This is a genomic window from Streptomyces polygonati, assembly GCF_042650325.1.
In the GTDB taxonomy this organism is placed as follows: domain Bacteria; phylum Actinomycetota; class Actinomycetes; order Streptomycetales; family Streptomycetaceae; genus Actinacidiphila; species Actinacidiphila polygonati.
On record NZ_JBHSBB010000030.1, the window covers coordinates 63,597 to 88,574 of the forward strand.

Here is a 24,978-nt window from a genome sequence, read left to right on the forward strand (position 1 = left end):
CGCGGCGTCAGACGCCCAGTGAGCGGCCGATGACCTCCTTCATGATCTCGTTGGTCCCGCCGTAGATCGGCATCATCCGGGTGTCCAGGAAGGCCCTGGCCACCGGCTGCTCACGCATATAGCCGTAGCCGCCGTGCAGTTGGAGGCAGCGGTCGACCACCCGCTTCTGCAGGTCGGTCGTCCACCACTTGGCCCGGGCCGCCCGGACCGGGTCGCGGCGGCCGGCGTTGTGGTCGATGAGGCACTGGTCGACGTAGATCCGGGCGATGTCCAACTCGGTCGACATCTCGGCGAGTTCGAACCGTATGTGCTGGAAGCCGCCGATCGGCTGCCCGAAGGCCGTACGCGTCCGGCAGTACTCCAGTGTCCCGGCGAAGACGGTCTCGGCGCCGGCCACCGCGGTGGCGGCGATGGCCAGCCGTTCGCGTTGCAGATGCTCGGTCAGATAGCGCAGCCCGCGGTCCGGCCGGCCGAGCAGCTGCGTCACCGGGACCCGGACCTCGTCGAAGAAGAGTTCGGCGGTGTCCTGTGCGTGCCGGCCGATCTTCTCCATCGGCCGGCCGCGTTCGAACCCCGGCATGCCCCGCTCCACCACCAGCAGGGAGATGCCGCCGCGCAGCCGGTCCGCCGGGTTCGTCTTCGCCGCGACGATCACCAGGTCCGCGTGGATCCCGTTGGTGACAAAGGTCTTCGCGCCGCTGAGCACGTACGCGTCACCGTCCAGGACGGCCCTCGTGGTGATCGCCTGGAGGTCGCTGCCGGCGCCGGATTCGGTGAGGGCGATCGCCGAGACCAGGTCACCCGAGCAGAATCCCGGCAGCCAGCGCCGCTTCTGCTCGGGGGTCGCCAACTGGTTGAGGTAGGGCGCGACCACCTCGTTGTGCAGCCCGAAGCCGATCCCGGTCGCGCCCGCCCGGATCAACTCCTCGGCGAGCACGACGGGGTAGCGGATGTCGTCCGTCCCACCGCCGCCGTACTCCGCCGCCACATCGAAGCCGAGCAGCCCCGCTTTCCCGGCCGCGCGCCAGACCTCGCGGTCGACCAGTCCGGCCCGCTCCCAGTCGGCGTGGTGCGGGGTGATCTCGCGCGCGACGAAGGTGCGCGCCATGGCGGCGAAGTCCCGGTGCTCGGGATCGAGAAGATGATCCTGCATCTGCGGTGTCCCTTCGAAGAGTGCCCAAGAGGTCTAGACAACGCCGTGCGCGCGCAGCGTATCGCCCGCCTCCACCGAGCGACGCCCGAACCGCCCAGGCCGTGTGTGTCGGCCCCGCTGGTTAGCCTTGACCTGCGCGGGGGTGTGCGGTGGGCAGCGCCCCGGTCATCCGGCGGAGAGGATTCCAGGAATGGGTGCGGTCGGGAGGGTCTGGTCGTCGGCGGAGGACACTCCGACGGGTACGGCCGGGTCCGGCGACCCTCCCGGGCCCGAGCGGCCGGTTCCCGACCGGGCGCGGCTGCTCGCCTCGTTGCCGCAACTCGCCGCGGGCCAGGTGGTGTTCGTACCCGCCGATCCGCCCCGGCTGGGAAGGGTGGCGTTCTGGACGCCCGGCGGCGCGCCGCCGGACCTCGGGGTGGAGCCGGAGGAGTTCACGGTGGTCCGCCCGTACGGTGCGGAGGTCCGCCGGGAGAGGGTGGCGGCCGTGCCGGTGCCGGTGGAGCAGGCGCTGCCGCTGCTGACCCGCTGCCGGGCGCTGGGCGGGGGCGCCGGCCCGGCGTTCTGGGGTGCCGCGGCCGTGCTGGGGCTGAGCCTGCTGGCCCGGGGGCGGGTGCGGCCCGGGTCGTCGCCGGGGGGCTTCGACGCGTGGTGGGTGGGGCCGCTGGACGCCGGAGACCAGGAGCGGCTGGCGTCCCTCGGCGCCGCCATGCCCCCGGAGGCCCGGGCGGTCGCGGCCGCCGACTCTTCTCCGCCTGTGCTCCCGGCCCCCTCCCTGCTGGAGCTCCCCGCCCCCGAGCCGCTGCTGCGGGCGTTCCTGGACGCCATGGCCGACTCCCTCACCCGTACCCCTGCCGCCCGCCCGCCGGCCGGCGGAACCGCGTCCACGATCCGCGCGCCGCGCACCGTACCCCGAGCGCGACCCGCCGCCGTACCCGCACCTGTACGCGACCAACCGGCCGGGGTGTGGGCAGCCACCGACCGTGACCCGGCCCTCCAGGTCTCGCTGCGGCTGGAGTTGGCCGGGGACTCCGTGCGGGCGGTGGTCCAGCTGCGCAGCCTGGCCGATCCGACGGTGCTCACCGACGCGGCCGACCTGTGGTCCGGGGCCGCCGCCGCGCCCGAACTCCTCGGCCCCCGGGCCCTGTCGGACACGCGGTCGGCCCTCCGCCGCGCCGTCCGCGCCTGGCCTCCGGCCGCCCGCCTGCTGGAGGCCGGCGCCCCGACCGGCCTCGACCTGTCCGACGAGGAGACCCGAGCCCTGCTGGGTGCCGCGGCCGAGCGCCTCGCCGCTGCCGGGGTGGCGGTGCACTGGCCCAAGGAACTGGTCCGCGAACTGACCGCCGTAGGGGTCCTGGAGCCCGTCGCCGGCCAGGGGAGGCGGTCCTCGGCCGCGTCCTTCCTGTCGTCCGGCGCACTGCTGGACTTCCGCTGGCGGGTCGCGCTCGGCGACCGGGAACTCACCGCGCAGGAGCTGGAGCGGCTGGTCCGGGCGCACCGGCCGGTCGTCCGGCTGCGCGACCAGTGGGTGGTCGTGGATCCGGAGCTGGTACGCCGGCTGCGCCGCGCCGCCCGCCCCGGGGCGGGCCCGCTGACCGCGATCGACGCTCTGGGCGCCGCGCTGACCGGCAGCGTCGAGGTGGACGGCGAGCGGGTCGACGTCACCGCGAGCGGCGTACTGGAGGAGCTGCGGGCCCGGATCGCCGACCCCGAGGCGCGCGCCGCCCGCGAGCCCCAGGGGCCGCCGAAAGCCCTCGCCGCGACCCTGCGCGACTATCAACTGCGGGGTCTGAACTGGCTGCACCGGATGACCTCGCTCGGCCTGGGCGGCTGCCTCGCGGACGACATGGGCCTCGGCAAGACCGTCACCCTGATCGCCCTCCATCTGCGCCGCCAGCAGCGCGGGTCCACCGCCGGTCCGACGCTGGTGGTCTGTCCCGCCTCGCTGCTCGGGAATTGGGAGCGGGAGATCCGCCGCTTCGCCCCCGCCACCCCGGTCCGCCGATTCCACGGCCCTGGGCGGGACTTGGCCGACGTCACCGGCATCAAGGAGGAGGGCGGCTTCGTCCTGACGACGTACGGGACGATGCGCCGCGACGCCGAACGCCTCGCCGAGCACCCCTGGGGACTGCTCGTCGCCGACGAGGCCCAGCACGTCAAGAACCCGCACGCGCACACCGCGAAGGCGCTGCGCACCATCCCCTCGCGGGCCCGGGTCGCGCTGACCGGCACCCCGGTGGAGAACAACCTGTCCGAACTCTGGGCGCTGCTCGACTGGACGACCCCGGGACTGCTCGGCAGCCTCTCCTCTTTCCGCGACCGCTACGCCAAGGCCGTCGAGGGTGACCACGACGAGCTCGCGGCCCGCCGACTGGCCGCGCTCGTACGTCCCTTCCTGCTCCGGCGGCGCAAGTCCGATCCGGGCGTCGCTCCCGAACTGCCGCCCAAGACCGAGACGGAACAGCCGGTGTCCCTGACCGGCGAACAGGTCTCGCTGTACGAGGCGTTGGTACGCGAGCTGCTGGCGGAGATCGAGCAGGCGGACGGCATCGCCCGGCGCGGCCTGGTGATGAAGCTGCTCACCGGCCTGAAGCAAGTGTGCAACCACCCCGCCCAGTTCCTGAAGGAACCCGGGAGCGCGAGGCTCGCGGGCCGGTCGGGAAAGCTGGCACTGCTGGACGAACTCCTCGACACGGCGCTGGCCGAGGGGGAGTCGGCCCTGGTCTTCACCCAGTACGTGGCCATGGGCCGACTGATCGAACGCCATCTCGCCGAGCGCGGGGTGGACACCCTCTTCCTGCACGGAGGGACCACGGTCGGGCGCCGGGAGAAGATGGTCGACGCCTTCCAGGCCGGCGAGCGGCGGGTGTTCCTGCTGTCGCTCAAGGCGGCCGGCACCGGTCTGAATCTGACCCGGGCCGGTCATGTCGTCCACTTCGACCGCTGGTGGAATCCGGCGGTCGAGGACCAGGCCACCGACCGCGCCTACCGGATCGGGCAGACCCGGCCGGTGCGGGTCCACAAGCTGATCGCCGAAGGGACCGTGGAGGAGCGGGTCGCCGGCCTGCTCCGCCGGAAACGGGAACTCGCGGATTCCGTCCTGGGCACGGGCGAGGGGGCGTTCAGCGAGCTGAGCGACGGCGAACTGGCCGACCTGGTCGCGCTGCGGGGACGAGGGGGAAGCGAACGGTGACGTGCGGAGGCGGTGACGCGCGACCCCCGCAGCCCGGAGTCCGGTTTCCCCGGACATCCGGGCGACGGCCATACGGGACGACCGGCTGATCTATTGTGCTGAGGTCAGTACCTGTCACCTGGTGACTTGAGAAGGACCAACGGATTATGCCGACCGAGACGTTCGAGTTTCAGGTGGAAGCCCGCCAGCTTCTGCAGATGATGATTCACTCGATCTACTCCAACAAGGACGTGTTCCTGCGCGAACTCGTCTCCAATTCCTCCGACGCGCTGGACAAGTTGCGGCTCGAAGCGCTCCGCGACGACACCCTCGGCGCCGACGTGTCCGACCTCCACATCGCCATCGAGGCCGACTCCCAGGCCCGTACGCTGACCGTGCGCGACAACGGCATCGGTATGTCACGCGACGAGGTCGTCCAGCTGATCGGGACGATCGCGAACTCGGGCACCGCGAAGTTCCTGCGGGAGCTCAAGGAGGCCGAGGACAGCGCGGCGACCGAGGGGCTGATCGGCCAGTTCGGCGTCGGGTTCTACTCCAGTTTCATGGTGGCCGACGAGGTCACGCTGCTGACCCGGCGCGCGGGCGAGAGCCAGGGCACCCGCTGGACGTCGACCGGCGAGGGCACGTACACCGTCGAGGCCGTCGACGAAGCGCCGCAGGGCACGTCGATCGTGCTGCGGCTCAAGCCGGAGGACTCCGAGGACCAGCTCCACGACTACACCTCTCCGTGGAAGATCAAGGAGATCGTCAAGCGCTACTCGGACTTCATCACCTGGCCGATCCGGATGGCGCCGGCCCGGCCCGCGGCGCAGGACGGGACCGGGGCCGACGCGGCCGCCGAGTCCCCGGCAGAACCCGAGACGCTCAACTCGATGAAGGCCCTGTGGGCGCGCTCGCGCGACGAGGTCACCGACGCCGAGTACCACGAGCTGTACAAGCACATCAGCCATGACTGGACCGACCCGCTGGAGACCATCCGCCTCCAGGCGGAGGGCACTTTCGAGTACCAGGCGCTGCTGTTCATCCCGGCGCACGCTCCGCAGGACCTGTTCATGCAGGGCTACAAGCGCGGTGTCCAGCTCTATGTGAAGCGCGTCTTCATCATGGACGACTGCGAAGCGCTCATGCCGCAGTATCTGCGCTTCGTCAAGGGCGTCGTAGACGCGCAGGACCTGTCGCTCAACGTGTCCCGCGAGATCCTCCAGCAGGACCGCCAGATCCAGTTGATGCACCGCCGGCTGGCGAAGAAGGTGCTCTCGACGATCAAGGACATGATGTCCGCGCATCCGGAGCGCTACGCCACCCTCTGGCGGGAGTTCGGCCGTGTCCTGAAGGAAGGACTGCTCGGCGACTTCGAGAACCGCGACGCCATCCTCGGGGTGTCCTCCTTCGCCACCACCCACGACAAGGACGCGCCGACCACCCTGGCGCAGTACGTGGAGCGCATGAAGGACGGCCAGGAGCACATCTTCTACCTCACCGGCGAGTCCCGGCAGGCCGTGGAGAACTCCCCGCACATGGAGGCGTTCCAGGCCAAGGGTATCGAGGTGCTGCTGCTGACCGACCCCGTCGACGAGGTGTGGGTCGACGCCGTCCCCGAGTTCGACGGCAAGCAGCTGCGGTCCGTGGCCAAGGGCGAGGTCGACCTCGACACCGAGCAGGAGAAGGAGCAGGCCGGCACCGAGCGCGAGCAGCAGCAGCAGGAGTACGCGGGCCTGCTGAGCTGGATGACGGACCAACTGAGCGAGAACGTGAAGGAAGTGCGTCTCTCCTCCCGTCTCACGGTCTCGCCCGCCTGCATCGTCTCGGACGCCAACGACGTGACCCCGGCCCTGGAGAACATCTACCGCGCCATGGGCCAGCCGGTCCCTTCCGTCAAGCGCATCCTCGAACTCAATCCGAAGCACCCGCTGATCCTCGGCCTCAACCGCACCCACACCGAGGGCAAGGACGACACCACCACCCTGGACGAGACCGCCGAACTCGTCTACGCCATGGCCCTCTTGGCCGAGGGCGGCGAACTGAGTGATCCGTCGCGCTTCGTCAAGCTGATGGCCGACCGCCTCGAACGCACCCTGTGACCCGGAACTCGACGTCGGAGTAGCCGGCTTGCCGCCGCCTCCCCGGCCCGCGCGACGCGACGCGTCCGCGGGCCGGGGGAGGTACGTGCGCGGCCGTCGTGGAATCACCCGGACAGCTTCGTCGCCACCACGTATACGCTCGCCCACTCCCGTTTCGGGTTGGCGATCCGCGGGTCGAAGTCCCACGGCTCCACCCGGGCGAACCCGGCCTCGGTGAAGAGCTGGACCAGCTTCTCGAAGTCGTAGGCCCAGTAGTGGGGGTTGTAGGTCGGGTCGTCGTCCTGGTCGCGGAAGACGTAGTTGACCAGGTCGAGGAAGGTGTTGATGTCCTCGCGGCAGCTCCGGTTCGCGTACCAGCGCTCGATCATCCCGGCCGTCCGTTCCGGCGGAGCCGGGTACTGGGTGAGGACGTGGGCGGCGTCCGGGACGCCGGTGACGAGCCGGCCGCCGGGGGCCAGCACGCGGTGGGCCTCACGGGCGTACCACTTGGCCGAGCGTGGGTAGTCGATGTGCTCCAGGAAGTGCTCGGAGAACAGGAACCGCACGGTGGAGTCCCGTAGCGGAATGCCCTCCCGCACGTCCCACAGCAGGTCGGCCGGCGGTACGGCGTCGATGTTGAAGAAGCCGTCGATACGGTGGGTGCCCCCGCCGATCTGCACCTGGGCGGGTATCGCGTCGATCCGGCCGCCGGGCCACTCCTTGCGGCCTTCCTCGTGGTGCTGTGCGAGGTCGAGTTCCTTGGCGACGGCCCGCAGTGTGCGGGCGAGGCCGTGCGGGGTCGCCGGGTCCTGGAGCAGTGCGGCGATCCGGTCGCGGAACCGGTCGAGTTCCGGGCGTGCGGGAGCGGAGTGATCGGTCATCGTGGGTCCTCGCGTTTCCATGGGCGCGGGCTGTGCGAAGTGCGCCGCCCGTGGTGGCGGTGCGGCGGCGGGGCTGAATCGCGGTCGGGCGGTATCCGTGCTCAGACCGCTGCGGGCGCGGCCGGCTCCGCCCACTCGTTGTTGCGCATGAGGGTGTATTTGATGTCGACCAGGCGCGGCGCGATGGTCAACGCCAGTTCCTCCGCCGGGTGCAGGCGGCCGGCTTCGTCCTGCTCGGCTCGCCATACGCGGTAGCGCAGGTCCGGGTAGGCCGGATTGATGCCGACCTCGCCTTTCGGGAAGGTGCCGTTGAAGGGGACCACGATGTCCATGTGGTTCCAGTAGTTCCACGCCTGCAACGCTTTGTGCTGGTCGTAGTAGAAGTAGAAGTCGGGGTAGCGGCCGAAGGTGCGCAGTTCCCGGTGGATCAAGTGCCCCAGCAGCGGGCCGAGTCGGTCGGCCAGGCTGTCGAACTCCCAGCGTGTGTGGTGCCAGGCCGCTGGGATCCGCCCGGGGGTGAAGAGGCGCGCGGCCACCAGATGGCTGATCAGGTCGGTCAGGTGCGCGCTGGCGTGCGCCGGGTCGAGTCCGGCGTCGAGGCGGCGCAGAAACGCCGCCAAGTCACCCGGCGGGGGGCGGAACTTCGCGAGGTCGAATCTGCCGGCCTGCTGCGGGAAGGAGGCGAACAGCATCTCCTTGTAGAGCCAGTTGTTGAACTCGCCGGCTTGGGCGTGCTGTTTGGTCGGTGAACTCGTCGAGTGCAGCATCAGGTACTCCGCCAGTGCCTCGAAGTACACATAGCCGAGGATCGGCAGCCGGGGGATGGTCTCGTCCAGCAGCCGCAGGAAGGACTCCGGCGGCACCCGGGCGCCCTCGTAGGCGATCGAGGCGGCGAGCGCCAGGAAAGCGGTGGAGTTCTTGACCCGGCTGACGACGCTCTCGCGCAGCCGGTGCCGCTCGGCCTTGGAGAGCAGGTATTCAAGACGGCTGTAGATCCGCAGGTGGATCGACCCCAGACGCAGATAGTCGATTCCGGCCAGCCCCCGGTAGGCCTGGTCCGGAAGGTGTATCTCGAAGATCAGCGGAGTGGGGGTACGACCCGGCGCGCCCGCTCGCGCGAGGAACGCCGGCGCTTCCTCGCGCAGCACATAAGCGCCGAGGTTGTGCATACGGAAGCCGCTGCCGGCGGGGGTGAGCGGCGTGCAGTAGACGCTCCCGACCAGGCAGCCGCCGGACGGGTGGAGGACACCGCGCTCGCTGATCCGCTCCAGCGCGTGGGTGACGTGCAGCAGGTGTACGGTCCGGTCGGTGCGCAGCGAGTCGAAGAGGGCGTTGCCGCGCAGGAGCCCGCCGTTGGGGGTGTCCCGCGCCAGACGCTCGGCCCAGGACCGCGTCTGCTCGGCGAGCGGGTCGGGGCGGTGGGACGTAGGGCGGGATACCGGCGGCGCATCGAAGAACACATGGGCGTCGGCCCACTCCTCGTAGGTGTCGAGGATGTCCATCAGGACAACAACTCCCGCTGGCGCAGGGCTTCGTGGACGGCCGCCGCGCTGTCCAGTCCCGCCAGGCGGGCCGTTTCGGACGCTACGACCAGATCGAAGGCGATGGCGCGGAGCCGGTCGAAGGCGGCGGCGCGTATCCGGGTCCCGTCCGGCCACCAACTGAGGTTCGGCAGGCGGTAGCGGTCGAGCGCGTCGGCCGCTTTGAGCAGGTCGCAGAGCTTCTCGGCGCGGGCGTGGTCCGTACGGTCGTCCGGGCCGAAGTCGGCGTACGGCACGTCGTGCAGGCGGACCGCGATCGCCGCCCGTTCGACGCGTGGTGGCGTGGCGGTGAGCTGGAAGTGCCCCCAGACGCGGTCCGCGTTGGCGCTGAGCCATGACGCGGCCCGGGCGCCGTGGCCGCGATCGTCCTTGTCGTGGCGCCGGCGGCAGTCGTGCACCGCTGCCGCCAGAACGAGATCGGCGGTTGCGTCCTCGTCCAGTCCCGTACCCTCCGGCCCCGCGTCCTCGGCCGGAAGCGCGGCCAGGAGCGCGGCCAGCGCCGCGGTGCGCATCCCGTGCCGGACGCCGTGCAGGGAATCCTCGGTCCCGGCCTCGGCCCACCAGTCGGCCGGGATGGCGGACGCGAGGAGCAACCGCTCTGCCGCGGGCCGGAGTCGCGGCGTCGTGCCGTCCGGGACGTCGGGCCGGTTGGCCGTGATCCAGCTGACCGTGGCGCGGTCGATGTACTGGTGCTGTGGAAGCTGCTTGCGTGCGGCCAGCTCGACCAGACTCGCGGTCGGCAGGGTCGTACTCATCCGGTCCACCCCCCTCGGTGGTTCAACAGCGTTTCCTCGTACGGCAAGTGCTCAGTACGCGCTCGGCAATCGCTCAGTGCTCGCCCGGCGGGCGCTCGGTTGATGGGCTCGCGGCCCGCGCCGCGCCGGCCCTGCGGTCGCGCTCGGCTGCCTCGAACGCCGCGGTGAAGTCGGCGAGTTCCCGCTCGCTCATCAGCGGGACGTCCAACTCCGCGGCGACGGCGCGGATACGTGCTTCGGCGTCGTCCAGCGCGGATCGCGCGGGCTGATCGGTCCGCCCCGGCGGTGGGTCGTCGAGCAGCACTTCGAACTCGGCGTGGAATCCCCATGCCTCGCTCCACTTCACCGCGATCTCGACGCCGTCGAAGCGGAAGTTATGGCGCCGGTTGAATGCCTCGTGCATCCGCGATGCGAAACCGAGGCCGCTGAAAATGCGTACGGCCGCCGCGACGTCCTGTCTCGCGATGGGGATCTCGGTCTCGGGAAAGGCGGGACCGCGGCCGATCCGGTTGGCCTTGAGGGTGATCTTCGCCGAGCCCGCCGCGATGTTGTCGGTGACTTTCAGCAGCTTGTCGGGCAGGACATAGAAGTAGATCTGCTTGTCGTCGCGGCCGAGATCCTCGCCGTCCCGCTCCAGGCGCGAGAGGAGCCGGTCGTGTGCGTCCCGGTCGAATCGCGCGCGCATCTCGATCTCCATGGCCAAGGGTCTTTTCCTTTCTCGGGCGCGGCTGTTTCGGGCCTGGCTGTTTCGGGCCTGGCTGTTTCGGGCCTGGCTGTTCGGGCCTGGCTGTTTCGGGCCTGGCTGTTCGGGCATGGCTGTTTCGGACATGGCGGTCGCCCGGGACCGGGCGGCGCGGCCGAAGAGGCGTGCGGACCGCACCGCCGCGGTGCGCCCTCCCCGGGAAGAGCGCGGGTCAGGCGAGTTGACCGAACCGGCCGCGTACGACGCCCTCGTGCAGGTAATTGGGGAGCAGCACGCCGCCGACCGACACCCTTGTCGTAGCGGCCTGTTCCTCTGTCTCGCCCGGGAATCCCGCCAGGATCCGGAGGCACTGCGCGACCCACTCCCGGGACTGCTCCCAGTCGCCGTCGTCCCGGTTGCGCGTCGCGAGCGCGAACGCCGTCTCGGCCGCTGCCCAGCGGTCCGTCGCCAGTTCCCGCTGAAAACTCGTCTCCAGCTCGCCGATGGAGGCGACGCGGGTCTGGTTGTTCATGGTGCCCTCTTTCGTGCGGTGGTGCTTCAGCGGCGGTGAGGCCGGTGGATCAGTAGGTGTAGATCTCGGCGAGCGTGCGATAGGCGTACAACTCGTCCTTGTCGAACCAGAGGTCGATCTCCTGCGCCGCCTCGTCCCTGTTGCCCGAGGCGTGCACCAGATTGGCGACCGCCTTGCCCGCCACGACACTCGCGGCCTTGCTGTAGTGCGAGAAGTCCCCGCGTACCGTGCCGGCCGGTGCCTCGTTGGGGTAGGTGCTGCCCACGATCTTGCGGACGGTCGCGACCGCGTCGAAGCCCTCCAGCACCAGGGCGATCACCGGGCCCTGCTGCATGAAGGTGGCGGTGAAGTCGTAGACCTCCCTGCCGAGTCGCTCCTCCAGGTCGAAGTAGTGGCGGCGGGTGAAGTCCGCGTCCATCTGCTTCATCTTGACCCCCACGATCTTCAGCGCCGCGTCCTCGAACCGGGCGATGATTTTCCCGGCGAAGCCGCGGACCACCGCGTCGGGCTTGAGAAGGACAAGCGTGCGTTCCACGGGCTGCTCGGTCTGTTCCGAATCTTTGGCCATGGGTTCCCTTTCCGTATTCGGGCCAGCGATATGACCACCACTCACTCCGTCATATGCCCGAGGTTACCCGCGCCCGGACGACGGCCGGTCCGCTGTATGATCGGAGCCGGTAATTCCGAGCCGGCACCGAAGGGCACCCTCGTTCCCCGCAAGTGTGCGCGGAAGAAGATCTCTTCGCCGCGGCGCTGAAAGCGAGGGAGCCATCTTGCCCGCGGTGCACCTTTGTTCGGTGGCCTTGATTGGCCATTGAGAGGGTCCGTATGGGACATAGTCGGCTCCAGCGGATTGAGCCGGTGCCCACCGGGGACTGCCTGACTACGAGTCAACAGGTATGCCGTCCCGAGTGCCATGTACCGACGGTGCAATGAGGATGCAGTGGCTGTGCGGCAGCCCGTCCTTCGTTGACCGTGGGGGGAGGCGGACATGGACGTGGTCGACATCTGGAGCGGCCGCACCGCCTGCGCTCTCCAGTCGGCTCTGCGCCTGACCAATGAGGCTTTCGCCAACCGCCTCGGTATCGCCCTGCGCACGGTCGCCACCTGGCACGCGGACCCGGACGTGGTGCCGCGGACGGAGATGCAGCAGCTGCTGGACGAGGCGTACGAGCGGGCGGGCCCGGCGGTCCGGGCACGATTCGCCCTGCTGTCCCGGGGAGCCGCCCGGGGAGCGTCCCAGGGTGTGCCGCAGGGTGACGGGGCACGGACCCTGGGTATGAATCCAGCGGTACGTGAACCCCAGGTGCTGCGAGTAGCTGTCGCAGTCGTCCTCCGGGAGAGCGAGGTGCTGATGGTCTGCCGCCGTGACGGAGACGTCTCCGGCATCACCTGGCAGTTCCCGGCCGGCGTGGTCAAGCCCGGTGTGCGCCCGGAAACGGTGACTGTCCGCGAGACGCTCGCCGAGACCGGGGTGCACTGCGCCGTGAAGCGCAGCCTCGGCAGCCGCCTCCATCCGGTGACCGGAGTGCACTGCGACTACTTCGTCTGCGAATACCTCGCCGGAGCGGCCCAGAACATCGACATCGTCGAGAACGTGGACGTCATGTGGGCACAGCGGACGTCGGTGACCCGCTTCATCGCCGCGGACGTGATCTTTCCACCGATCCTGGCAGCCCTGGAGGAGCAGGCATGACACAGGACACCGGCGCCCAGCGCCCAGGCATCTCGGCCGCCGTCATCACCCACGAGGGCCGCGTCCTCATGGTCCGCCGCCGGGTGCGGGAGGGCGAGCTCTCCTGGCAGTTCCCGGCCGGCGAGATCGAGCCCGGCGAGTCCCCCGCGGAAGCGGCCGTCCGCGAGACCCGCGAGGAGACCGGCCTGACCGTCACCGCCACCCGCTTCCTCGGCGAACGCGTCCACCCCAAGACCCGCCGCTCCATGTCCTACACCGCCTGCACGGTCGTCACCGGAACCGCCTACGTGGCCGACCCCGACGAACTCGCCGACCTGGCCTGGTGCACCCACTCCGAGATCCCCGCCTACGTCCCCTACGGCCTCTTCGCCTCGGTCCAGGCCTACTTGGACGAGGCTCTCGGGGAGTGAGCCGCCGAGAGGGTCGGGGGCTCGGGCGGCCGGAGCCTTAAGAATCGGCTTGTCGCATGTCATCGGGGCGAACTAGCGTCCGCAGGGCTCTCATCCACGAGATATCCACGGACGGAACACACCACCCATGTCTTCCTGGTACGCACCACGCGGCCGTCACAGACGCTGGCTGACCGGGCTCGTCGCCGCGGCCGGCATCACGGTCTCACTTCTCGCAGCGGCGATCCCGGCGCAGGCCGACGACGTATCCCCGACGGGCGCGGTCCGCCGCTCCGCGGCCGACATCAGCCCAGCCGTCCCCACCTCGGTGACGACTGCGCCCGCACCCCAGGACTCTCCCGGCCACGTCAACTACGGCTGCAACGGCACCGGGGACTGGGGCTGGATCGCGACAGGCGGATACGGCGGCGAGGTCACCCTGCAAGGGAAGATCACCGACCCCGACTCCGGCCAACTCGTGTCCGCGCAGTTCGAGATGTGGGACGGTTCCCATCACCTGATCGACCTGGGCCAACCCGCTGACGCCGCCGCCGGAACCCTCGCCAGCGGCTCCGACAGCGGCTGGTCGCCCTCCGGCTCGATCGCCACCAAGCGCGTCCCGACCAGCTACCTCACCGACGGCCACTCCTACGGCTTCCGGCTCCGCGCCGACGACGGCACCGCCGTGTCCGCCCTCAGCGTCCCCTGCCACTTCACCTACGATGCCACCGCGCCCACCATCCAGTCGGTCAACGGCACCGACATCACCGGCGGTTCGTGCATCAACGCCGGCACCATCGGCACCGCCCCGACGACGTTCAACCTCACGGTCCGGGCCGCCGACACCGGCAGCGGCCTCGACCACGTCGACACATCCCTCAGCGGCCAGCCGCTCATCACAGCGGCAACGTCTGCTACAGCTTCTACGTCGCCGACAACCCCACACTGAAGGTCGTCCCGGGTGACATCGACGGCGACGGACCAGACGCTGACCGCAGTTGGACCGGCGCTCTGACCGCCCACCGCTCCTCGCCCGTAAGGTCGTCAAGCGGTGGCCGCGTCGACGATCTCTGGGCGCTGGGCACCAACCACCAGTTGAGTCTCTACCGCAACGCCATCGCCGACGTCACCTCTCCGGCGAACCAGTACTACCCAGCCGGCCTTCGGACATCCGTCTCGCGCCCGGCATGTGATCCGACCATCACCAGCTGCGCTCATTACGCGGTCGACTGGTCATCGGTCAAGCAGCTGATCGCCCCCGGCGACCTGAACAACGACGGCACCGCGGACCTCGTCACCGAAGAGACCGGCAACCAGCTCTGGTTCTTCCCCGGCCTGGGCGGCGGATCGTTCGGCGCGCCCCAACTGCTCGGCACCGGCGGCTGGGACAGCTTCACCGTCATCGCCCCCGGCAACACCCAGGCGGACTCCGGCGTCGCCGCGCTCTGGGCCCGTGACAACGCCACCGGCGCCATCTACCAGTACGCCCCCACCCTCGACGCCACCACCCACAAGCTCACCCTCCCCGCCGGGACACTGATCGGCGCCGGCTACCCGTCAAGCAGTTACCCGCTGATCATCAGCGTCGGCGACATCAGTGGCGACGGCCTGCCGGACCTCATCGCCACCACCTCGGCCGGCTCCCTCGTCGACCAGTTCGGCAGCACCACCGCCGCCTTCGACGGCACCGCTGGACACCCGACCCGCGTCGCGGCGGGGGCAAGCAGCGGTCCGAGCAGTGCGGCCGGGTCGGCGTCGGCGGGGAGGTCGCTGACCTGTCCGTCGCCGACCTCGATGACGCGCCAGGTGCCGTCGCCACGCCGGGCGAGGTCGGTGGTGATGGACCGGCAGCCCAACTGATCTACCGGCGAACGGATATGGTCGAGCACGGGAGCGGGCCGCAGACCAGGGGTGTCCGGATGCCCGGTCGTCACCACCGCCTCACCGTCGAGCCACCAGACTCGGGCCTCGCCGACGTCCCGCCGCAGTTCTTCGAAGGCGCGCAGGACGATACCGCCGGCCAGGGAGTCTTCCTGCAATTCCACGAAGCGGGACACCACGGCATGGACAGCCGCCGTGTCCGCGAGGTCCGGCAGGTAACAGGCCTCCGCCCACTCGTGCTTGCGGGATTTGACGTAGTCCTTCACGATTCCCGGGCCCGGCGGCAGATCCGCGACGGCGCGTGCGAGCGTTTGCAGCCCCGGCGGCAGACCGGGTTCGCAGGGAATCCAGGTACTCGCCGGCGTGATCCCGGCGAAAGCGGCGTACCAGCACGGCAGTTCGTGTGCCGCACGGTACGTGCTCGGCGTGGTCAGCAGCTGGGCGCCGCGCTCGGCCAGCGCGGCACTGAGTTCGCCATACGCGGCCGCGGGGATCATCCACCCGCGATACCAGACCGCCCCCAGCCCGCGCGGCACCCGCCGCACCGCCTGCTCCGTCCGGCCGGCGAGCAGCGCGTCGTGGTCCAGCAGCGCGACCCCCGCCCCGGCTTGGCGCGCGGCGGCCGCCTGCGCGGCGAAGTGCGCGTCGCAATGGGCTGGTCGCAGAGGGTCGTTGCACAGCAGCAGGGAGGCGGTCACCGCCCCAACGGTAGGGGCGGGGCGGGTGTGCGGGGTCACTTACCCCTGGGGGCCTTGCGGGAATCGGGAGGCCTGTCAGTGAGCGAGATGGGCGAACGGCAGCGCGCCGTACAGCGTTTCGAACTCGCCCATCAAGGCCTTCTCGGCATCCCGGAGGTGCGCGCCCGGTTTCCAAGCGATCAGCAGGCTGGCGTGATCGGTCGACTGCCAGACGTACCGCCCGCCGTGGTGGCTGGTACCGCCAAGGCCGTGCCGGGCGTACTGCCTGAGTCGTCCACGGAGAGCGTGGCTGCCGGCCGTAGCGGTCTCCGCCTTGCCGATGCAGAGCGCCTCCGCGCCCTCCACCCGTTTCTCCGCCAGCCGCTCCACGCCCACCGCCGGATCGCGCTTTTCGCGCCACCCGGCCGTGCTCGTCGCCGTGAAGGCCGGGGCCGCATCGGATGTACGCACCACGGCGCAGGTCCCGCCGTCCGAGGGGATCTCGGCTGCTTCAAGCCCCGCGAACGGCACAAGCCCCTCGAAGCCCCGCATTCTGAGCGCCTCAAGCGTCGGCGTCATGGCTGAGAGTATGACCGCCACCGCCCGGCCCGGGCATCAGAGCTTCACGACCACCACGCGGTCTCCGCAGAGTTGCCGCATGTCGTCCTCGTCGGAGGTGAAGATCGTGACCCGGCCGGGCTGTCGTAGGGCTACGGCGGCCAGGGTGGCGTCGATCGCGTACGTGTGGCCGTGCAGTCCGGCGTTCTGGAGGAGGTCGATGGCTCCCTCTCGGCCAGCTCCTCCGCCGTGACGGGACCGTATTCGGTCTCCCACCACTCGACAGCGCGGTGCAGGCGCTCCCGCTCGCGTTGGCGCTCCACCGCCTGCGTGACGTAGCGGCTGAAACCGCCGGAGCCGACCTCGGAGCGGATCTCCTCGTCTCCGCCTATACGTGAGGTGTCGCCGGGATCGCCTGCTCGGCCGTCCAGCGGTCCATCCGTTCCCACTGGCCGAGGAGCCACTCGCTGCGGGCGGCGTCGCCGGCGGGGATCTCCGCGGCCGGTATTCGCCACCAGTGGACGCGGACCGGGCGGCGGAAGGGGAGGAAGGACCAGGCGGCGCGTGGGGAGGCTATGACGTCCAGGCCGGCGTGGGCGACGAAGAGCACGTCGGCGGTGGGCGCGGCCGTCAGTGCCGCGAAGGTTCCGGCGTCGCGCGGCGGGAGGACGTAGTGCAGTCCTGCCGCCCGGGCGGCTCGCCGGTACTGGCCGAGGCGGCGGAGGCGGGCGACGGCGCGGTGGTGGCGGCGCGGGGTGAAGTTGCCGCCCTCGGGGAAGATCACCAGGCCGTCCCGAGGCCGCAGCCCGGCCGCCAGCGCGGCGATCGCGTCCTCGGCGGTGCCGCTGGCCGGGGGCAGGAAGCAGTGCGGCACCCGGCCGAGCAGCACATCGAGGCACGGATCGGCGCGCAGGACGCCCTTCAGCACGGTGTGCGGCAGCAGACCGGCCTCGGTGAGCAGGATCTGCAGGAGCAGGAAGGAGTCGCCCAGCCCCGCGTGCCGTACCAGGATCAGCAGGGGCACGTCCGTCGGCCGCTCCGCCGGGGGCGGCAGCGCGGGCGTCATCTCCACGTCGAGGTCGAACAGCCGCTGCGCCGCCCCGCGCAGTACGGCCAGCAGCCGGGCGAGCAGCGCGAAGGCGTCGGCCGCCCGGCGGTCCCGCGCGGTCGGCCCCGCGAACGGGCCGCGCAGGAAGAGCACGGTCGCCGCCAGCAGCCCGGCGAGGTCCACCAGGAGGTACACGAGCAGGAAGCCGGTCATGCGCGTCGGGCGCCACGGCCCGCGTGCGGCAAGCGATACGGGGGCGCCGAGGACGGTCACGGCGATCAGTACGGCCGCGGCCACCGGTAGCAGAGCGAGCAGGAGCGCGGTGGTGACCGTCCGCCGGGCCGTCGTGACCAGCGCGGCGGCTACGGCGGCGCCGGGGCGACGGGGGCGCGGCCGGCCGGGTGGGTCGGCGCGCTCCTCGGTCGGGGTCGCCGGCGGTTCGCCCCGGTCGCGGGGTTCGGCCCGGCCGACCGCCCCTGCCCGCAGGGCCGGTTCGACGCGGGTGGTCCGCGCTGCCCGGTCGCCCGTCGTGGGGCGCCTCACGACGGGCGATCCGCGGCGTCGAAGGCGGATTCCAGGTAGAACGAGGAGGCCGCGTAGGCCCGTTCGATGCGCTCCGCCGTCTGCCCGAAGGCCCGGTGGCGCAACTGGCTCAAGGTGCCGCCCACTTCGCCCGACGCCGCTCCGCTCGGCAGTACGTGCACGGTGACATGCGGCGGCAGGTCGGCCATGTCACGGGCGAAGCGGTGTCGGCGGGCGATCTCGAACGCGACGGTGGCGACCTCCCACGGCAACTTCGGTGGGGTGAGGGGCCGTTCGATCCGGCCGACCTGCAGTACGTAGATCTCGCTGGCGCCCAGGGCGACGGCCCGGCCCACCGGGATGCTGTTGACCAGGCCGCCGTCCACGAAGTGCTCGCCGCCGAGACCGACCGGCGGCAGCAGCCCCGGCACGGCGGACGAGGCGAGCACCGCCTCGACCAGCGGACCGCTGTCGAACCAGTGCTCGGCGGCATGCTCGATGCTCGCCGCCACGCACTGGAACGGCACGTCCAACTCCTCGATGAGCGCCACCGGCAGGTGGTCGCGCAGCAGATCGAGCAACGGCGCCGGCGGGTACAGATGGGTCCGGCTGCGTACGGCCGTGGACAGCCGGCCCACCAGGGAACCGGCGAACACCCCCGCCCGCCCCAGCCCCGTCCACAGGTCGATCAGACGGCTCACCGAGGCCTGCGACGGCTCGGCGGCCACCGCGGCCCCGTTGATCGCCCCGACCGAAGTGCCCAGCACCAGCCCCGGCTTCACCCCGGCGGCGAACAGCGCCTTGAGCATGCCGACTTCGTACGCTCCCAGGGCACCGCCACCGCCCAGCACGAACGCCGGGCCGCCCCCTACGTCACCCGCGCTGCGATCCATGGCTCAAGCGTGCCCTGACTCCGCCCGCCCAACCCGTACGGCGTCGCGGAGGCCCTCGCCGAGCAGGGAGTGACCGTCCCGGCGCGCGTCCGCCTCGCACGGCCGCGGGGGCCGTGCGAGGCGGACACCGGCGTCAGCGCGCCAGCGCTTCAGCGCGTCACGCGAACGTACAAGTGATGGAGCCGTTGGGGAGGTTGTTGCCGGTCGAGTTGGCTGTGAAGCCGAAGGTCGTCGAACCGTCCGGGGCGATCGTGCCGTTGTAGGCGGCGTTGGTGACGCTCAGAGCGCTGCCACTGCTGGACAGTGTGCCGTTCCACAGCGTGGTGATCTGCGTTCCGGCACTGGACGTCCAGTTCACTTTCCAGTGGCTCGATGGTGAGGTGCCGTGATTCATGACCGTGACCTGTCCCTGGAAGCCGCCGCTCCAGGCGTTGGACACCGAGTACATGGCCATGCAGGCGCCGTCGACAGGGGGCATGGACGTGGGCGGCGGGGAGGTCGGCGGCTCGGAGGTGGGGGGCGGCGTGGTCGGCGGCTGCGTCGTGGGCGGCTGCGTCGTCGGGGGCTGCGAGGTGCCGCCGTTGTGGATACCGGTGACCTCGCCGTGGCCGCCGTCGAAGGCGATGTCGGAGCAGGAGAAGAAGTTCTCGTTGCTGTCCGAGCGGACCCACTGGATGAAGATCAGCGCGTTGCCCGTTCGGTTGGCGGGCAGCGCGAGGTCCCAGTAGTAGTGGCCGCCGTCGGTGCCCGGCGAACCCACCGCGGGCGGATTGGTGCTGCTCCCGATCTGCTCCAGGTCGGCCCAGGCCAGCGGAGTGGTCGGGGACCACCCCTGCTTGGTGACGTATACCCGGAAAGTGCCCGGGTGCGCGGCCCAGTTGCTGTACTGCGTCTGGATGGTGGAACCGGACGTCAGGTGTGTCCGGGGCCAGTCGTCCCGGGCCGCGTTGTAGGAGGAGAAGTCATACGGCGACTTGTTGCCCGCGCTGCAGATCGTCCCGTCGGGCACGTAACCCTGGCCCCGCCCGCCCGCGTTGGAGTCGAGCACCGCGAACCAGTTGTACAGGGGCGTCGTACCGCTCTGCGCCACCGCCGCGGCGCAGGCCGGATTGGTGGGGGTGAGCGCGCCCGTGGAGGTCTTCGCGTCCTGGTAGCACAGGTACGTACGGGACCCGGGCATCATCGCGACGCCGTGCGCCTGAGCATCGCCCTGCCCGAGGAAGACCACCCCGAGGGCGGAGAGCATCGTGGCGAGGACGGCGAATAAGGAGAGCTTCCTGTTTCTCTTCAAGGTGGTGACCTTTCCGGCAACGTCCCCGAGGCCGTGGTCCACCGCAGCCGGCACCGGGGGTGGGGGGAAGAAGCGCCCATGGGAGCGCTCCCATTCGGGAAAGTAACAGCGGATCGACAGCATGTAAACAGCGCGGACGCCGGGTCCTGGGGAGTGGAGCCGGGCGCGCCTCGCGGGAGGTCCGCCGCGGGCGTCCGTCGTATTGCTCCGGCCGGCCGCGCTCGATGCGTCCCCGAGCACCCACGGGGCCAGCGGCCCGGGAGCCCACAGCCTGCGGCGGCACGCGGCGGCGTCCACAGGGGTCGACAGGCGGACCGGGGTCCACAGGCGGACGCAGGATTCCGCAGGGGTCCACCAGCGCAAGCGAACAAGCGGAGTTGACCTGATCCGGTGCTTCTGGGCGGGGTTGCGCTGGATGGGTGGTTCGGATGGGCAGCGTAGAAGGGAAGGAATCGGCGACGAGGGGGCTTCGTGGTTCACCGTTGTGTCGTGGGCGGGCGGTTGCCGCTGTTCGACGGCCGGCAGGTGCTGCTGGGGGTGCGGAAGTGAAGGCGACCGCGCGGTCCTCGTGGAGAAGCGGGTCGGGTCCGGGGGCGTCGTTCAGCGCGTACGGCGCCGCCATCAAGGACCAGCTGTCGCCCGAGGCGGTCGCGGCGCTGACGCGGGACCGGGTCGGCGACCGCCAAGCGCTCACCCGGCCTCAGCAACGACTGGACGACACGGAAGCCCGGCTCCACCGACCCACGATCCCCACGTCACGGAAGGCAGAGGGCCCATGACCCAACAAGCAGCCCCACCCGACGAGCAGGACGCGACCCCGGCAGGCGCCGACAACAAGCAACCTGTGTCGGAGGAGTTGCGCTGGGAGATCCCCGGCGATCGTCGCCATGACGCCGGACACGCCATCACCTTACGGACGATGGCCCGCCGCCTGCCCCAACTGATCAGGCGGGCCATGGGTATGGCCTGGCAGGTCGACCGCAACTCGGTGATCGCGTTGCTGGTCTGCCAGGTGGTGTCCGGTGTCCTGGAAGCACTGGGGCTGTTGGCGGTGACCGGCACGATCACCGCGATCTTCGCTTCCGGCCACATCACCGAGCGCCTTCACCAGGCCGCGCCGTCGCTGATCCTGCTCGCGTCGGCGGCGGGGGTACGCGCGGTGCTGGGCATCGCGATCGGCGGACTGTCGACCCGCCTGTCCCCGCGGATCTCCCGGGAGGCCGAACTCCGGCTGCTGGACGCCGCGACGCACGCGGAGTTGGCCGCGTACGACCATCCGGGCTTCAACGACCGCTGGGACGCGGCGGATCGAGGCGTCGAGGTCTCGCAGGACATGCTCAACCAGTCGCAGAACATCATCGCCGCGGCCGCCTCCCTCATCGCCGCCGCGGCCGTCCTGACCAGCGTCCACCCGGTGTTGCTCCCGCTGCTCGTCCTTGCTGCCCTGCCGCAGGCGATCGCGGGGGTGCGCGGGGCGCGGCTGACGTATCTGGCGTCGCTGGAGACGATGAAGGACCGCCGGTTGCTGGGCAATATGCGCTGGCATCTGGTGGACAAGCAGAACGCCGACCAGATCCGTTCCGGCACGATGGCGGACTTCCTGCTGGGCCGGTATCGGGCGGCGGGCGCCCGGGTCGATGCCGCGACCGACCGGGCGACCTGGGCCTCGGCGAAGATGTCGCTGATCGGGAGCCTGGCCGGCGGCCTGGCGGCGGGGGCGGTGTGGGCGGCGCTGCTCTTCCTGATCAGCACCGGCCGGGTCTCGGTGGCCTCGGCCGGGACGGCGACGTTCGCGTTGCGCTCGGTCGCCGCCGGGCTGCACGGCATCATCGGCTACGGCGCGATCATCTTCCGTACGGGCATGTATCTGGACGACTGGTCGGACTTCCTGGACGAGGCCGGCGGCCACCGTATCGCCCGGGGAGACACCGTCCCCACCGGCCCGAGCGTCGTACGCGCCGAGGACCTCACCTACGGCTACCCCTACGCCGACCGCCCGGCGCTGGACGGCATCACCCTGGAGGTGCGGCGCGGCGAAGTCCTGGCCCTGGTCGGGGAGAACGGCTCCGGCAAGACCACCCTGAGCAAACTGCTGGCCGCCCTCTACCTCCCCAGCGGCGGCAGCATCACCTGGGACGGCGCGGACACCCGCACGCTGGACGCGCACGCCGCCTGGGCGCGGGTCGCCGTCGTGCCGCAGGACTACGCGAAGTGGCCGCTGACCGCCCGTGACAACATCACCCTCGGCCAGCCCGTCACCGTCCACGGGAGCACCGCCGACGATGCTGTCAACTCAGCGGCCTATGCCTCCGGCGCGGACGAGGTGGTCGCGTCCCTGCGCTCCGGCCTGGACACTTTGCTGGCCCGCGAATGGTGGGGAGGGCAGGAGTTGTCCGGCGGCCAGTGGCAACGCGTCGCCCTCGCCCGGGCCTTCCACCGCGACGCCGGCCTGCTGGTCCTGGACGAACCGACCGCCGCTCTCGACCCGCGCGCCGAGCACCGTATCTTCACCGGGCTGCGCGAACTCGCCGCCGATCGTGCGGTGGTGCTGGTCACCCACCGGCTGACCAATGTCACGGTCGCCGACAAGATCGCCGTCCTCGACCAGGGCCGCCTCGTCCAGTACGGCACCTTCGCCCAACTCCGCGACGCCCCTGGCCTCTTCCACGACCTGTGGGTCCTGCAGAACGACCGCGAGCCCATCGCCGTTCCCAACCAGGACGACCACCGACCCCAGGACCCCGTCCTCTTCTGAGCAACTGCCCACTTACCACTGGGGATCCGCAGCACAGTGAACGTCATCTCACCCGCAGCCCACGAGCACGGTGTGGTCCTGCCGCCGCCGCTCCTCGCCTTCGCCGAGCGGCACGTCGGCACCGTCCTCAGCGTCACGGACAGCTCCGGGCCGCGCGACAACTCCCGTGTCTGGCGCATCACCGCCGGGCATCCGGAGCGAAGCTGGTACCTCAAGCAGCACCCCGGCGCGAAGTTCCACGCCCGCGAAGTCCACGCCTACGCCCACTGGACACCGGCCCTCGAACCGGGAGGTGCACCGGAACTGCTTGCCGCCGAGGTCGAGTTGCTCGCCGTCATCCTCACCGCGCTACCCGGCGTCAACCCCCGCCACCACGATCTGCCCCCCGCCGACGAACGCGAGATCCACCGCCAACTCGGCCTACTCCTGCACGCCTTCCATCACAGCGCACCGCGACGCCCGGCCGAACCGGACTCCCGCCTACCCGACAACGTCCAGCGCCACCTGACCACCGCCAGCGGTCATCTCGACCCAGAAGATGTTCAGTTGATCGGCCGCCTGGCCGCCCGCCTCGCCACCCTGCCCCCGCTGCCCCGGGTCCCCACCCATGGCGACGCCCAGATCAGCAACACCATCTGGAACCCCACCACCCGCACCCTCGCCCTCATCGACCTCGAACGCGCCGCGTACGGCCCAGCCATCCATGACCTCGTGCGCCTCGCATACGGCCCCTGGGACGGCCGCCCGGACCTGAAGGCGGCATTCTTCACCGGCTTCGGTCCGGCCCTGACCCCATCGGAAGCCGACCAACTGCGGGCAATGGCCGCCCTCGACGCTCTCAGCGGCATCGCCTACGGCATCGGTACGGGAGACGGCGAAGTCGTCAGCCGCGGCCGCCGAACGCTGCATCGGCTCCGTCGCCGGACCGGCACCTCGTCCACGGCGTCCGAAGCGCGGCGGCCGCCCTCCGCGTAGGCCTCCGGTGCGGTCCGGATGCCGCCGCGGAACGGGGACGGTGCGGTGTCGCCGGGCCCTGGTGCGACCGCGAGGCGTCCGGCGGTAAGTGCGGGCGTACGGCGGAGGGGCCTGCTCACGACGTGTTCCGTACGCGAGCGGGCCCCTCTGTGCTGTCACGCCTGTTCATCAACTGGTGAGAGCGGCGGTGCGGGTCACGCCGTCCAGGAGTAGTCCAGGATCTTCTTGACATCGGCCGTGCGGGTCGTCTCGTTGGTCGAGGAGAGCACCGCGCCGATGATGGTCTTGCTGCCACGGGTGGCGGCGAAGACCAGGCAGTAGCCTGCCTCCGAGCCCGAACCGGTCTTGACGCCGGTCATGCCCGAATACGTGCCGAGCAGCGTGTTGGTGTTGTTCCAGGTGTAGTTGCGGTAGCCGTTGCTGGCCGTGGTGACCTTCTGCACGGTGGACTTCGTGCCCACGACGGCCTTGAACGCACCGAACTGCATGTCGCTCTTGGCGATCAGCGCGAGGTCGCGCGGCGTCGAGTGGTTGTTGCCGTTGCCGATGCCGTCGAACGAGTCGAAGTGGGTGTTGGCCAGCCCGAGTTGCCCGGCGATGGTGTTCATCTTGCCGATGAAGTTCGCCACCCGCGCGGCCTGGGTGGAGCCGGTGCCGTAGTGGTCGGCGAGCGCGAACGCGGCGTCGCAGCCGGACGGCAGCATCATCGCGTACAGCAGCTGCCGGACGGTGGGCTTGTCGCCGACGATCAGACCGGCCGAGGACGCGTTGTGCGAGACGATGTAGTCGCTGTACGACTTCTGGACGGTGAGCTTGGTGTCCAGGTTGAAGGTGTTCAGCGAGAGCAGCACCCGGAAGGTCATGATCTTCGTGGTGGAGCCGGTGGAGAGAGGCGTGTTGTACGCCTTCAGGTACAGCGACCTTCCGGTGCCGCTGTCCATGGCGTAGCCGCCCTTGGCGACGATCGTCGGTGCCGTGGCCGCCTCGGCCGGCACGGCGAAGGCGCCCGCCGCGATGACGGCACCCGCGGTGACGACGACCGCGACCGCACGGCGGATGGACTTGATGGTATTTATCAAGGTGAATACTCCCAAATACCCTTCGGCGCGGCTGTATGGGGGCGCCGCTCCATTGGTAGACGCCGGAGCGGGGGGAATGGATGCATGAAGTTCCCCCTTGATCTCGGACAGCGGATGCGTACCCTGCCGCCGGGTTGACGCCGTGCTGCAGGCTACCCTGGCCCCCGCTCATCAGCCCGCGCGGGCCGAGGCGACTCTTCGGCTGAGTCCCGGCGGAAGCTGGGGGAATCGTTCCGCCACAGATCGGTGCCGCTGAACGGGTTGCGTTGCAACCGCCCCTGGAAGCCGCGCACCGGTTCGATGCCCGCCACGCCTTCTTCCAACTCGGTGGCGCTCGGGCGGACTCCACGCGGCTTTCCGACCTCGGAGGCGGCGACCGGGGGCAGAATTCCGAGATAGTCCGAAATTTCTCCCGGACCG

At 70.6% G+C, this 24,978-nt stretch carries 21 protein-coding genes; 7 read left to right on the forward strand and 14 right to left on the reverse strand.

Features of this window, described 5'->3' with window-relative positions; translation table 11 throughout:
- Nucleotides 1-7: 7 nt before the first annotated feature.
- A complete protein-coding gene (locus ACFO3J_RS30975) occupies nt 8-1,153 on the reverse strand; it encodes an acyl-CoA dehydrogenase family protein (RefSeq protein WP_386436544.1) in 1,146 nt (381 codons plus the stop codon).
- Nucleotides 1,154-1,343: 190 nt separating this feature from the next.
- Between ACFO3J_RS30975 and ACFO3J_RS30980 the strand changes: the two genes are divergently transcribed.
- Entirely contained in the window at nt 1,344-4,343 is a 3,000-nt protein-coding gene (locus ACFO3J_RS30980) for an SNF2-related protein (RefSeq protein ID WP_386436547.1), read from the forward strand.
- Nucleotides 4,344-4,489: 146 nt separating this feature from the next.
- Complete coding sequence (gene htpG / locus ACFO3J_RS30985; protein WP_386436550.1) at nt 4,490-6,424, forward strand: molecular chaperone HtpG; 1,935 nt, start codon at nt 4,490-4,492, stop codon at nt 6,422-6,424.
- Nucleotides 6,425-6,528: 104 nt separating this feature from the next.
- Here htpG and ACFO3J_RS30990 read toward each other — a convergent pair whose 3' ends face one another.
- The 6 genes from ACFO3J_RS30990 to ACFO3J_RS31015 all read right to left on the reverse strand — a co-directional run bounded on the left by ACFO3J_RS30990 (nt 6,529) and on the right by ACFO3J_RS31015 (nt 11,362).
- Complete coding sequence (locus tag ACFO3J_RS30990; protein ID WP_386436552.1) at nt 6,529-7,284, reverse strand: class I SAM-dependent methyltransferase; 756 nt, start codon at nt 7,282-7,284, stop codon at nt 6,529-6,531.
- A 101-nt stretch (nt 7,285-7,385) separates the two neighbouring features.
- Nucleotides 7,386-8,786 (reverse strand): hypothetical protein, encoded by a 1,401-nt coding sequence (locus ACFO3J_RS30995; protein ID WP_386436555.1) that lies wholly within the window; start codon nt 8,784-8,786, stop codon nt 7,386-7,388.
- Nucleotides 8,786-9,580 carry a hypothetical protein gene (locus ACFO3J_RS31000; protein ID WP_386436557.1) on the reverse strand — a complete coding sequence of 265 codons (795 nt, stop codon included), beginning with the start codon at nt 9,578-9,580 and terminating at the stop codon, nt 8,786-8,788. The genes ACFO3J_RS30995 and ACFO3J_RS31000 overlap by 1 nt, the downstream gene beginning before the upstream one ends.
- Before the next feature lie 73 nt (nt 9,581-9,653).
- Nucleotides 9,654-10,283: a hypothetical protein gene (locus tag ACFO3J_RS31005; RefSeq protein WP_386436559.1), complete on the reverse strand. Its 630-nt coding sequence runs from the start codon at nt 10,281-10,283 to the stop codon at nt 9,654-9,656.
- Nucleotides 10,284-10,494: 211 nt separating this feature from the next.
- Complete coding sequence (locus ACFO3J_RS31010; protein WP_386436562.1) at nt 10,495-10,794, reverse strand: hypothetical protein; 300 nt, start codon at nt 10,792-10,794, stop codon at nt 10,495-10,497.
- A gap of 49 nt (nt 10,795-10,843) precedes the next feature.
- Entirely contained in the window at nt 10,844-11,362 is a 519-nt protein-coding gene (locus ACFO3J_RS31015; protein WP_386436565.1) for a nucleoside-diphosphate kinase, read from the reverse strand.
- A 423-nt stretch (nt 11,363-11,785) separates the two neighbouring features.
- On the opposite strand from ACFO3J_RS31015, the gene ACFO3J_RS31020 reads away from it, so the two are divergent.
- The 3 genes from ACFO3J_RS31020 to ACFO3J_RS31030 all read left to right on the forward strand — a co-directional run bounded on the left by ACFO3J_RS31020 (nt 11,786) and on the right by ACFO3J_RS31030 (nt 13,828).
- Nucleotides 11,786-12,490, forward strand: a complete 705-nt coding sequence (locus ACFO3J_RS31020) for an NUDIX hydrolase (protein WP_386436568.1) — start codon at nt 11,786-11,788, stop codon at nt 12,488-12,490.
- Nucleotides 12,487-12,900, forward strand: coding sequence for an NUDIX hydrolase (locus tag ACFO3J_RS31025; RefSeq protein ID WP_386436571.1), 414 nt, complete (start codon nt 12,487-12,489; stop codon nt 12,898-12,900). Before ACFO3J_RS31020 ends, ACFO3J_RS31025 begins: the two co-directional genes overlap by 4 nt.
- Before the next feature lie 127 nt (nt 12,901-13,027).
- Nucleotides 13,028-13,828: a hypothetical protein gene (locus tag ACFO3J_RS31030; RefSeq protein WP_386436574.1), complete on the forward strand. Its 801-nt coding sequence runs from the start codon at nt 13,028-13,030 to the stop codon at nt 13,826-13,828.
- A 616-nt stretch (nt 13,829-14,444) separates the two neighbouring features.
- Here the strand turns inward: ACFO3J_RS31030 and ACFO3J_RS31035 are convergent.
- The 6 genes from ACFO3J_RS31035 to ACFO3J_RS31060 form a co-directional block, all read right to left on the reverse strand.
- The gene (locus tag ACFO3J_RS31035) at nt 14,445-15,257 is read right to left on the reverse strand and encodes an ATP-grasp domain-containing protein (RefSeq protein ID WP_386436905.1); all 813 of its coding nucleotides are present in this window, start codon (nt 15,255-15,257) and stop codon (nt 14,445-14,447) included.
- A 276-nt stretch (nt 15,258-15,533) separates the two neighbouring features.
- A complete protein-coding gene (locus ACFO3J_RS31040) occupies nt 15,534-16,016 on the reverse strand; it encodes a hypothetical protein (RefSeq protein ID WP_386436577.1) in 483 nt (160 codons plus the stop codon).
- Nucleotides 16,017-16,052: 36 nt separating this feature from the next.
- Nucleotides 16,053-16,271 carry a hypothetical protein gene (locus ACFO3J_RS31045; RefSeq protein WP_386436913.1) on the reverse strand — a complete coding sequence of 73 codons (219 nt, stop codon included), beginning with the start codon at nt 16,269-16,271 and terminating at the stop codon, nt 16,053-16,055.
- Nucleotides 16,272-16,383: 112 nt separating this feature from the next.
- Nucleotides 16,384-17,586 (reverse strand): hypothetical protein, encoded by a 1,203-nt coding sequence (locus tag ACFO3J_RS31050; RefSeq protein WP_386436580.1) that lies wholly within the window; start codon nt 17,584-17,586, stop codon nt 16,384-16,386.
- Nucleotides 17,583-18,458: a patatin-like phospholipase family protein gene (locus ACFO3J_RS31055; protein ID WP_386436583.1), complete on the reverse strand. Its 876-nt coding sequence runs from the start codon at nt 18,456-18,458 to the stop codon at nt 17,583-17,585. The genes ACFO3J_RS31050 and ACFO3J_RS31055 overlap by 4 nt, the downstream gene beginning before the upstream one ends.
- Nucleotides 18,459-18,615: 157 nt before the next feature.
- A complete protein-coding gene (locus ACFO3J_RS31060) occupies nt 18,616-19,704 on the reverse strand; it encodes a lytic polysaccharide monooxygenase (protein ID WP_386436907.1) in 1,089 nt (362 codons plus the stop codon).
- 820 nt (nt 19,705-20,524) lie between these two features.
- Between ACFO3J_RS31060 and ACFO3J_RS31065 the strand changes: the two genes are divergently transcribed.
- On the forward strand, nt 20,525-22,504 hold the full coding sequence (locus tag ACFO3J_RS31065; RefSeq protein ID WP_386436585.1) for an ABC transporter ATP-binding protein: 1,980 nt from the start codon (nt 20,525-20,527) through the stop codon (nt 22,502-22,504).
- A 36-nt stretch (nt 22,505-22,540) separates the two neighbouring features.
- Nucleotides 22,541-23,479: an aminoglycoside phosphotransferase family protein gene (locus tag ACFO3J_RS31070; protein WP_386436588.1), complete on the forward strand. Its 939-nt coding sequence runs from the start codon at nt 22,541-22,543 to the stop codon at nt 23,477-23,479.
- A 194-nt stretch (nt 23,480-23,673) separates the two neighbouring features.
- Here ACFO3J_RS31070 and ACFO3J_RS31075 read toward each other — a convergent pair whose 3' ends face one another.
- Nucleotides 23,674-24,558: a D-alanyl-D-alanine carboxypeptidase family protein gene (locus ACFO3J_RS31075; RefSeq protein ID WP_386436591.1), complete on the reverse strand. Its 885-nt coding sequence runs from the start codon at nt 24,556-24,558 to the stop codon at nt 23,674-23,676.
- Between the last annotated feature and the right edge of the window lie 420 nt (nt 24,559-24,978).

Excerpts from the sequence above, each read along its gene's own strand:
- ACFO3J_RS31065 (WP_386436585.1), top strand. The coding sequence starts at position 20,525 with ATGACCCAACAAGCAGCCCCACCCGACGAGCAGGACGCGACCCCGGCA.
- ACFO3J_RS30995 (WP_386436555.1), bottom strand. The coding sequence starts at position 8,786 with ATGGACATCCTCGACACCTACGAGGAGTGGGCCGACGCCCATGTGTTC.
- ACFO3J_RS31020 (WP_386436568.1), top strand. The coding sequence starts at position 11,786 with ATGGACGTGGTCGACATCTGGAGCGGCCGCACCGCCTGCGCTCTCCAG.
- ACFO3J_RS31030 (WP_386436574.1), top strand. The coding sequence starts at position 13,028 with ATGTCTTCCTGGTACGCACCACGCGGCCGTCACAGACGCTGGCTGACC.
- ACFO3J_RS31055 (WP_386436583.1), bottom strand. The coding sequence starts at position 18,458 with ATGGATCGCAGCGCGGGTGACGTAGGGGGCGGCCCGGCGTTCGTGCTG.
- ACFO3J_RS31025 (WP_386436571.1), top strand. The coding sequence starts at position 12,487 with ATGACACAGGACACCGGCGCCCAGCGCCCAGGCATCTCGGCCGCCGTC.
- ACFO3J_RS30990 (WP_386436552.1), bottom strand. The coding sequence starts at position 7,284 with ATGACCGATCACTCCGCTCCCGCACGCCCGGAACTCGACCGGTTCCGC.
- ACFO3J_RS30980 (WP_386436547.1), top strand. The coding sequence starts at position 1,344 with ATGGGTGCGGTCGGGAGGGTCTGGTCGTCGGCGGAGGACACTCCGACG.
- ACFO3J_RS31060 (WP_386436907.1), bottom strand. The coding sequence starts at position 19,704 with ATGCTCTCCGCCCTCGGGGTGGTCTTCCTCGGGCAGGGCGATGCTCAG.
- ACFO3J_RS31015 (WP_386436565.1), bottom strand. The coding sequence starts at position 11,362 with ATGGCCAAAGATTCGGAACAGACCGAGCAGCCCGTGGAACGCACGCTT.
- ACFO3J_RS31035 (WP_386436905.1), bottom strand. The coding sequence starts at position 15,257 with ATGATCCCCGCGGCCGCGTATGGCGAACTCAGTGCCGCGCTGGCCGAG.
- ACFO3J_RS31040 (WP_386436577.1), bottom strand. The coding sequence starts at position 16,016 with ATGACGCCGACGCTTGAGGCGCTCAGAATGCGGGGCTTCGAGGGGCTT.
- htpG (WP_386436550.1), top strand. The coding sequence starts at position 4,490 with ATGCCGACCGAGACGTTCGAGTTTCAGGTGGAAGCCCGCCAGCTTCTG.
- ACFO3J_RS30975 (WP_386436544.1), bottom strand. The coding sequence starts at position 1,153 with ATGCAGGATCATCTTCTCGATCCCGAGCACCGGGACTTCGCCGCCATG.
- ACFO3J_RS31010 (WP_386436562.1), bottom strand. The coding sequence starts at position 10,794 with ATGAACAACCAGACCCGCGTCGCCTCCATCGGCGAGCTGGAGACGAGT.
- ACFO3J_RS31000 (WP_386436557.1), bottom strand. The coding sequence starts at position 9,580 with ATGAGTACGACCCTGCCGACCGCGAGTCTGGTCGAGCTGGCCGCACGC.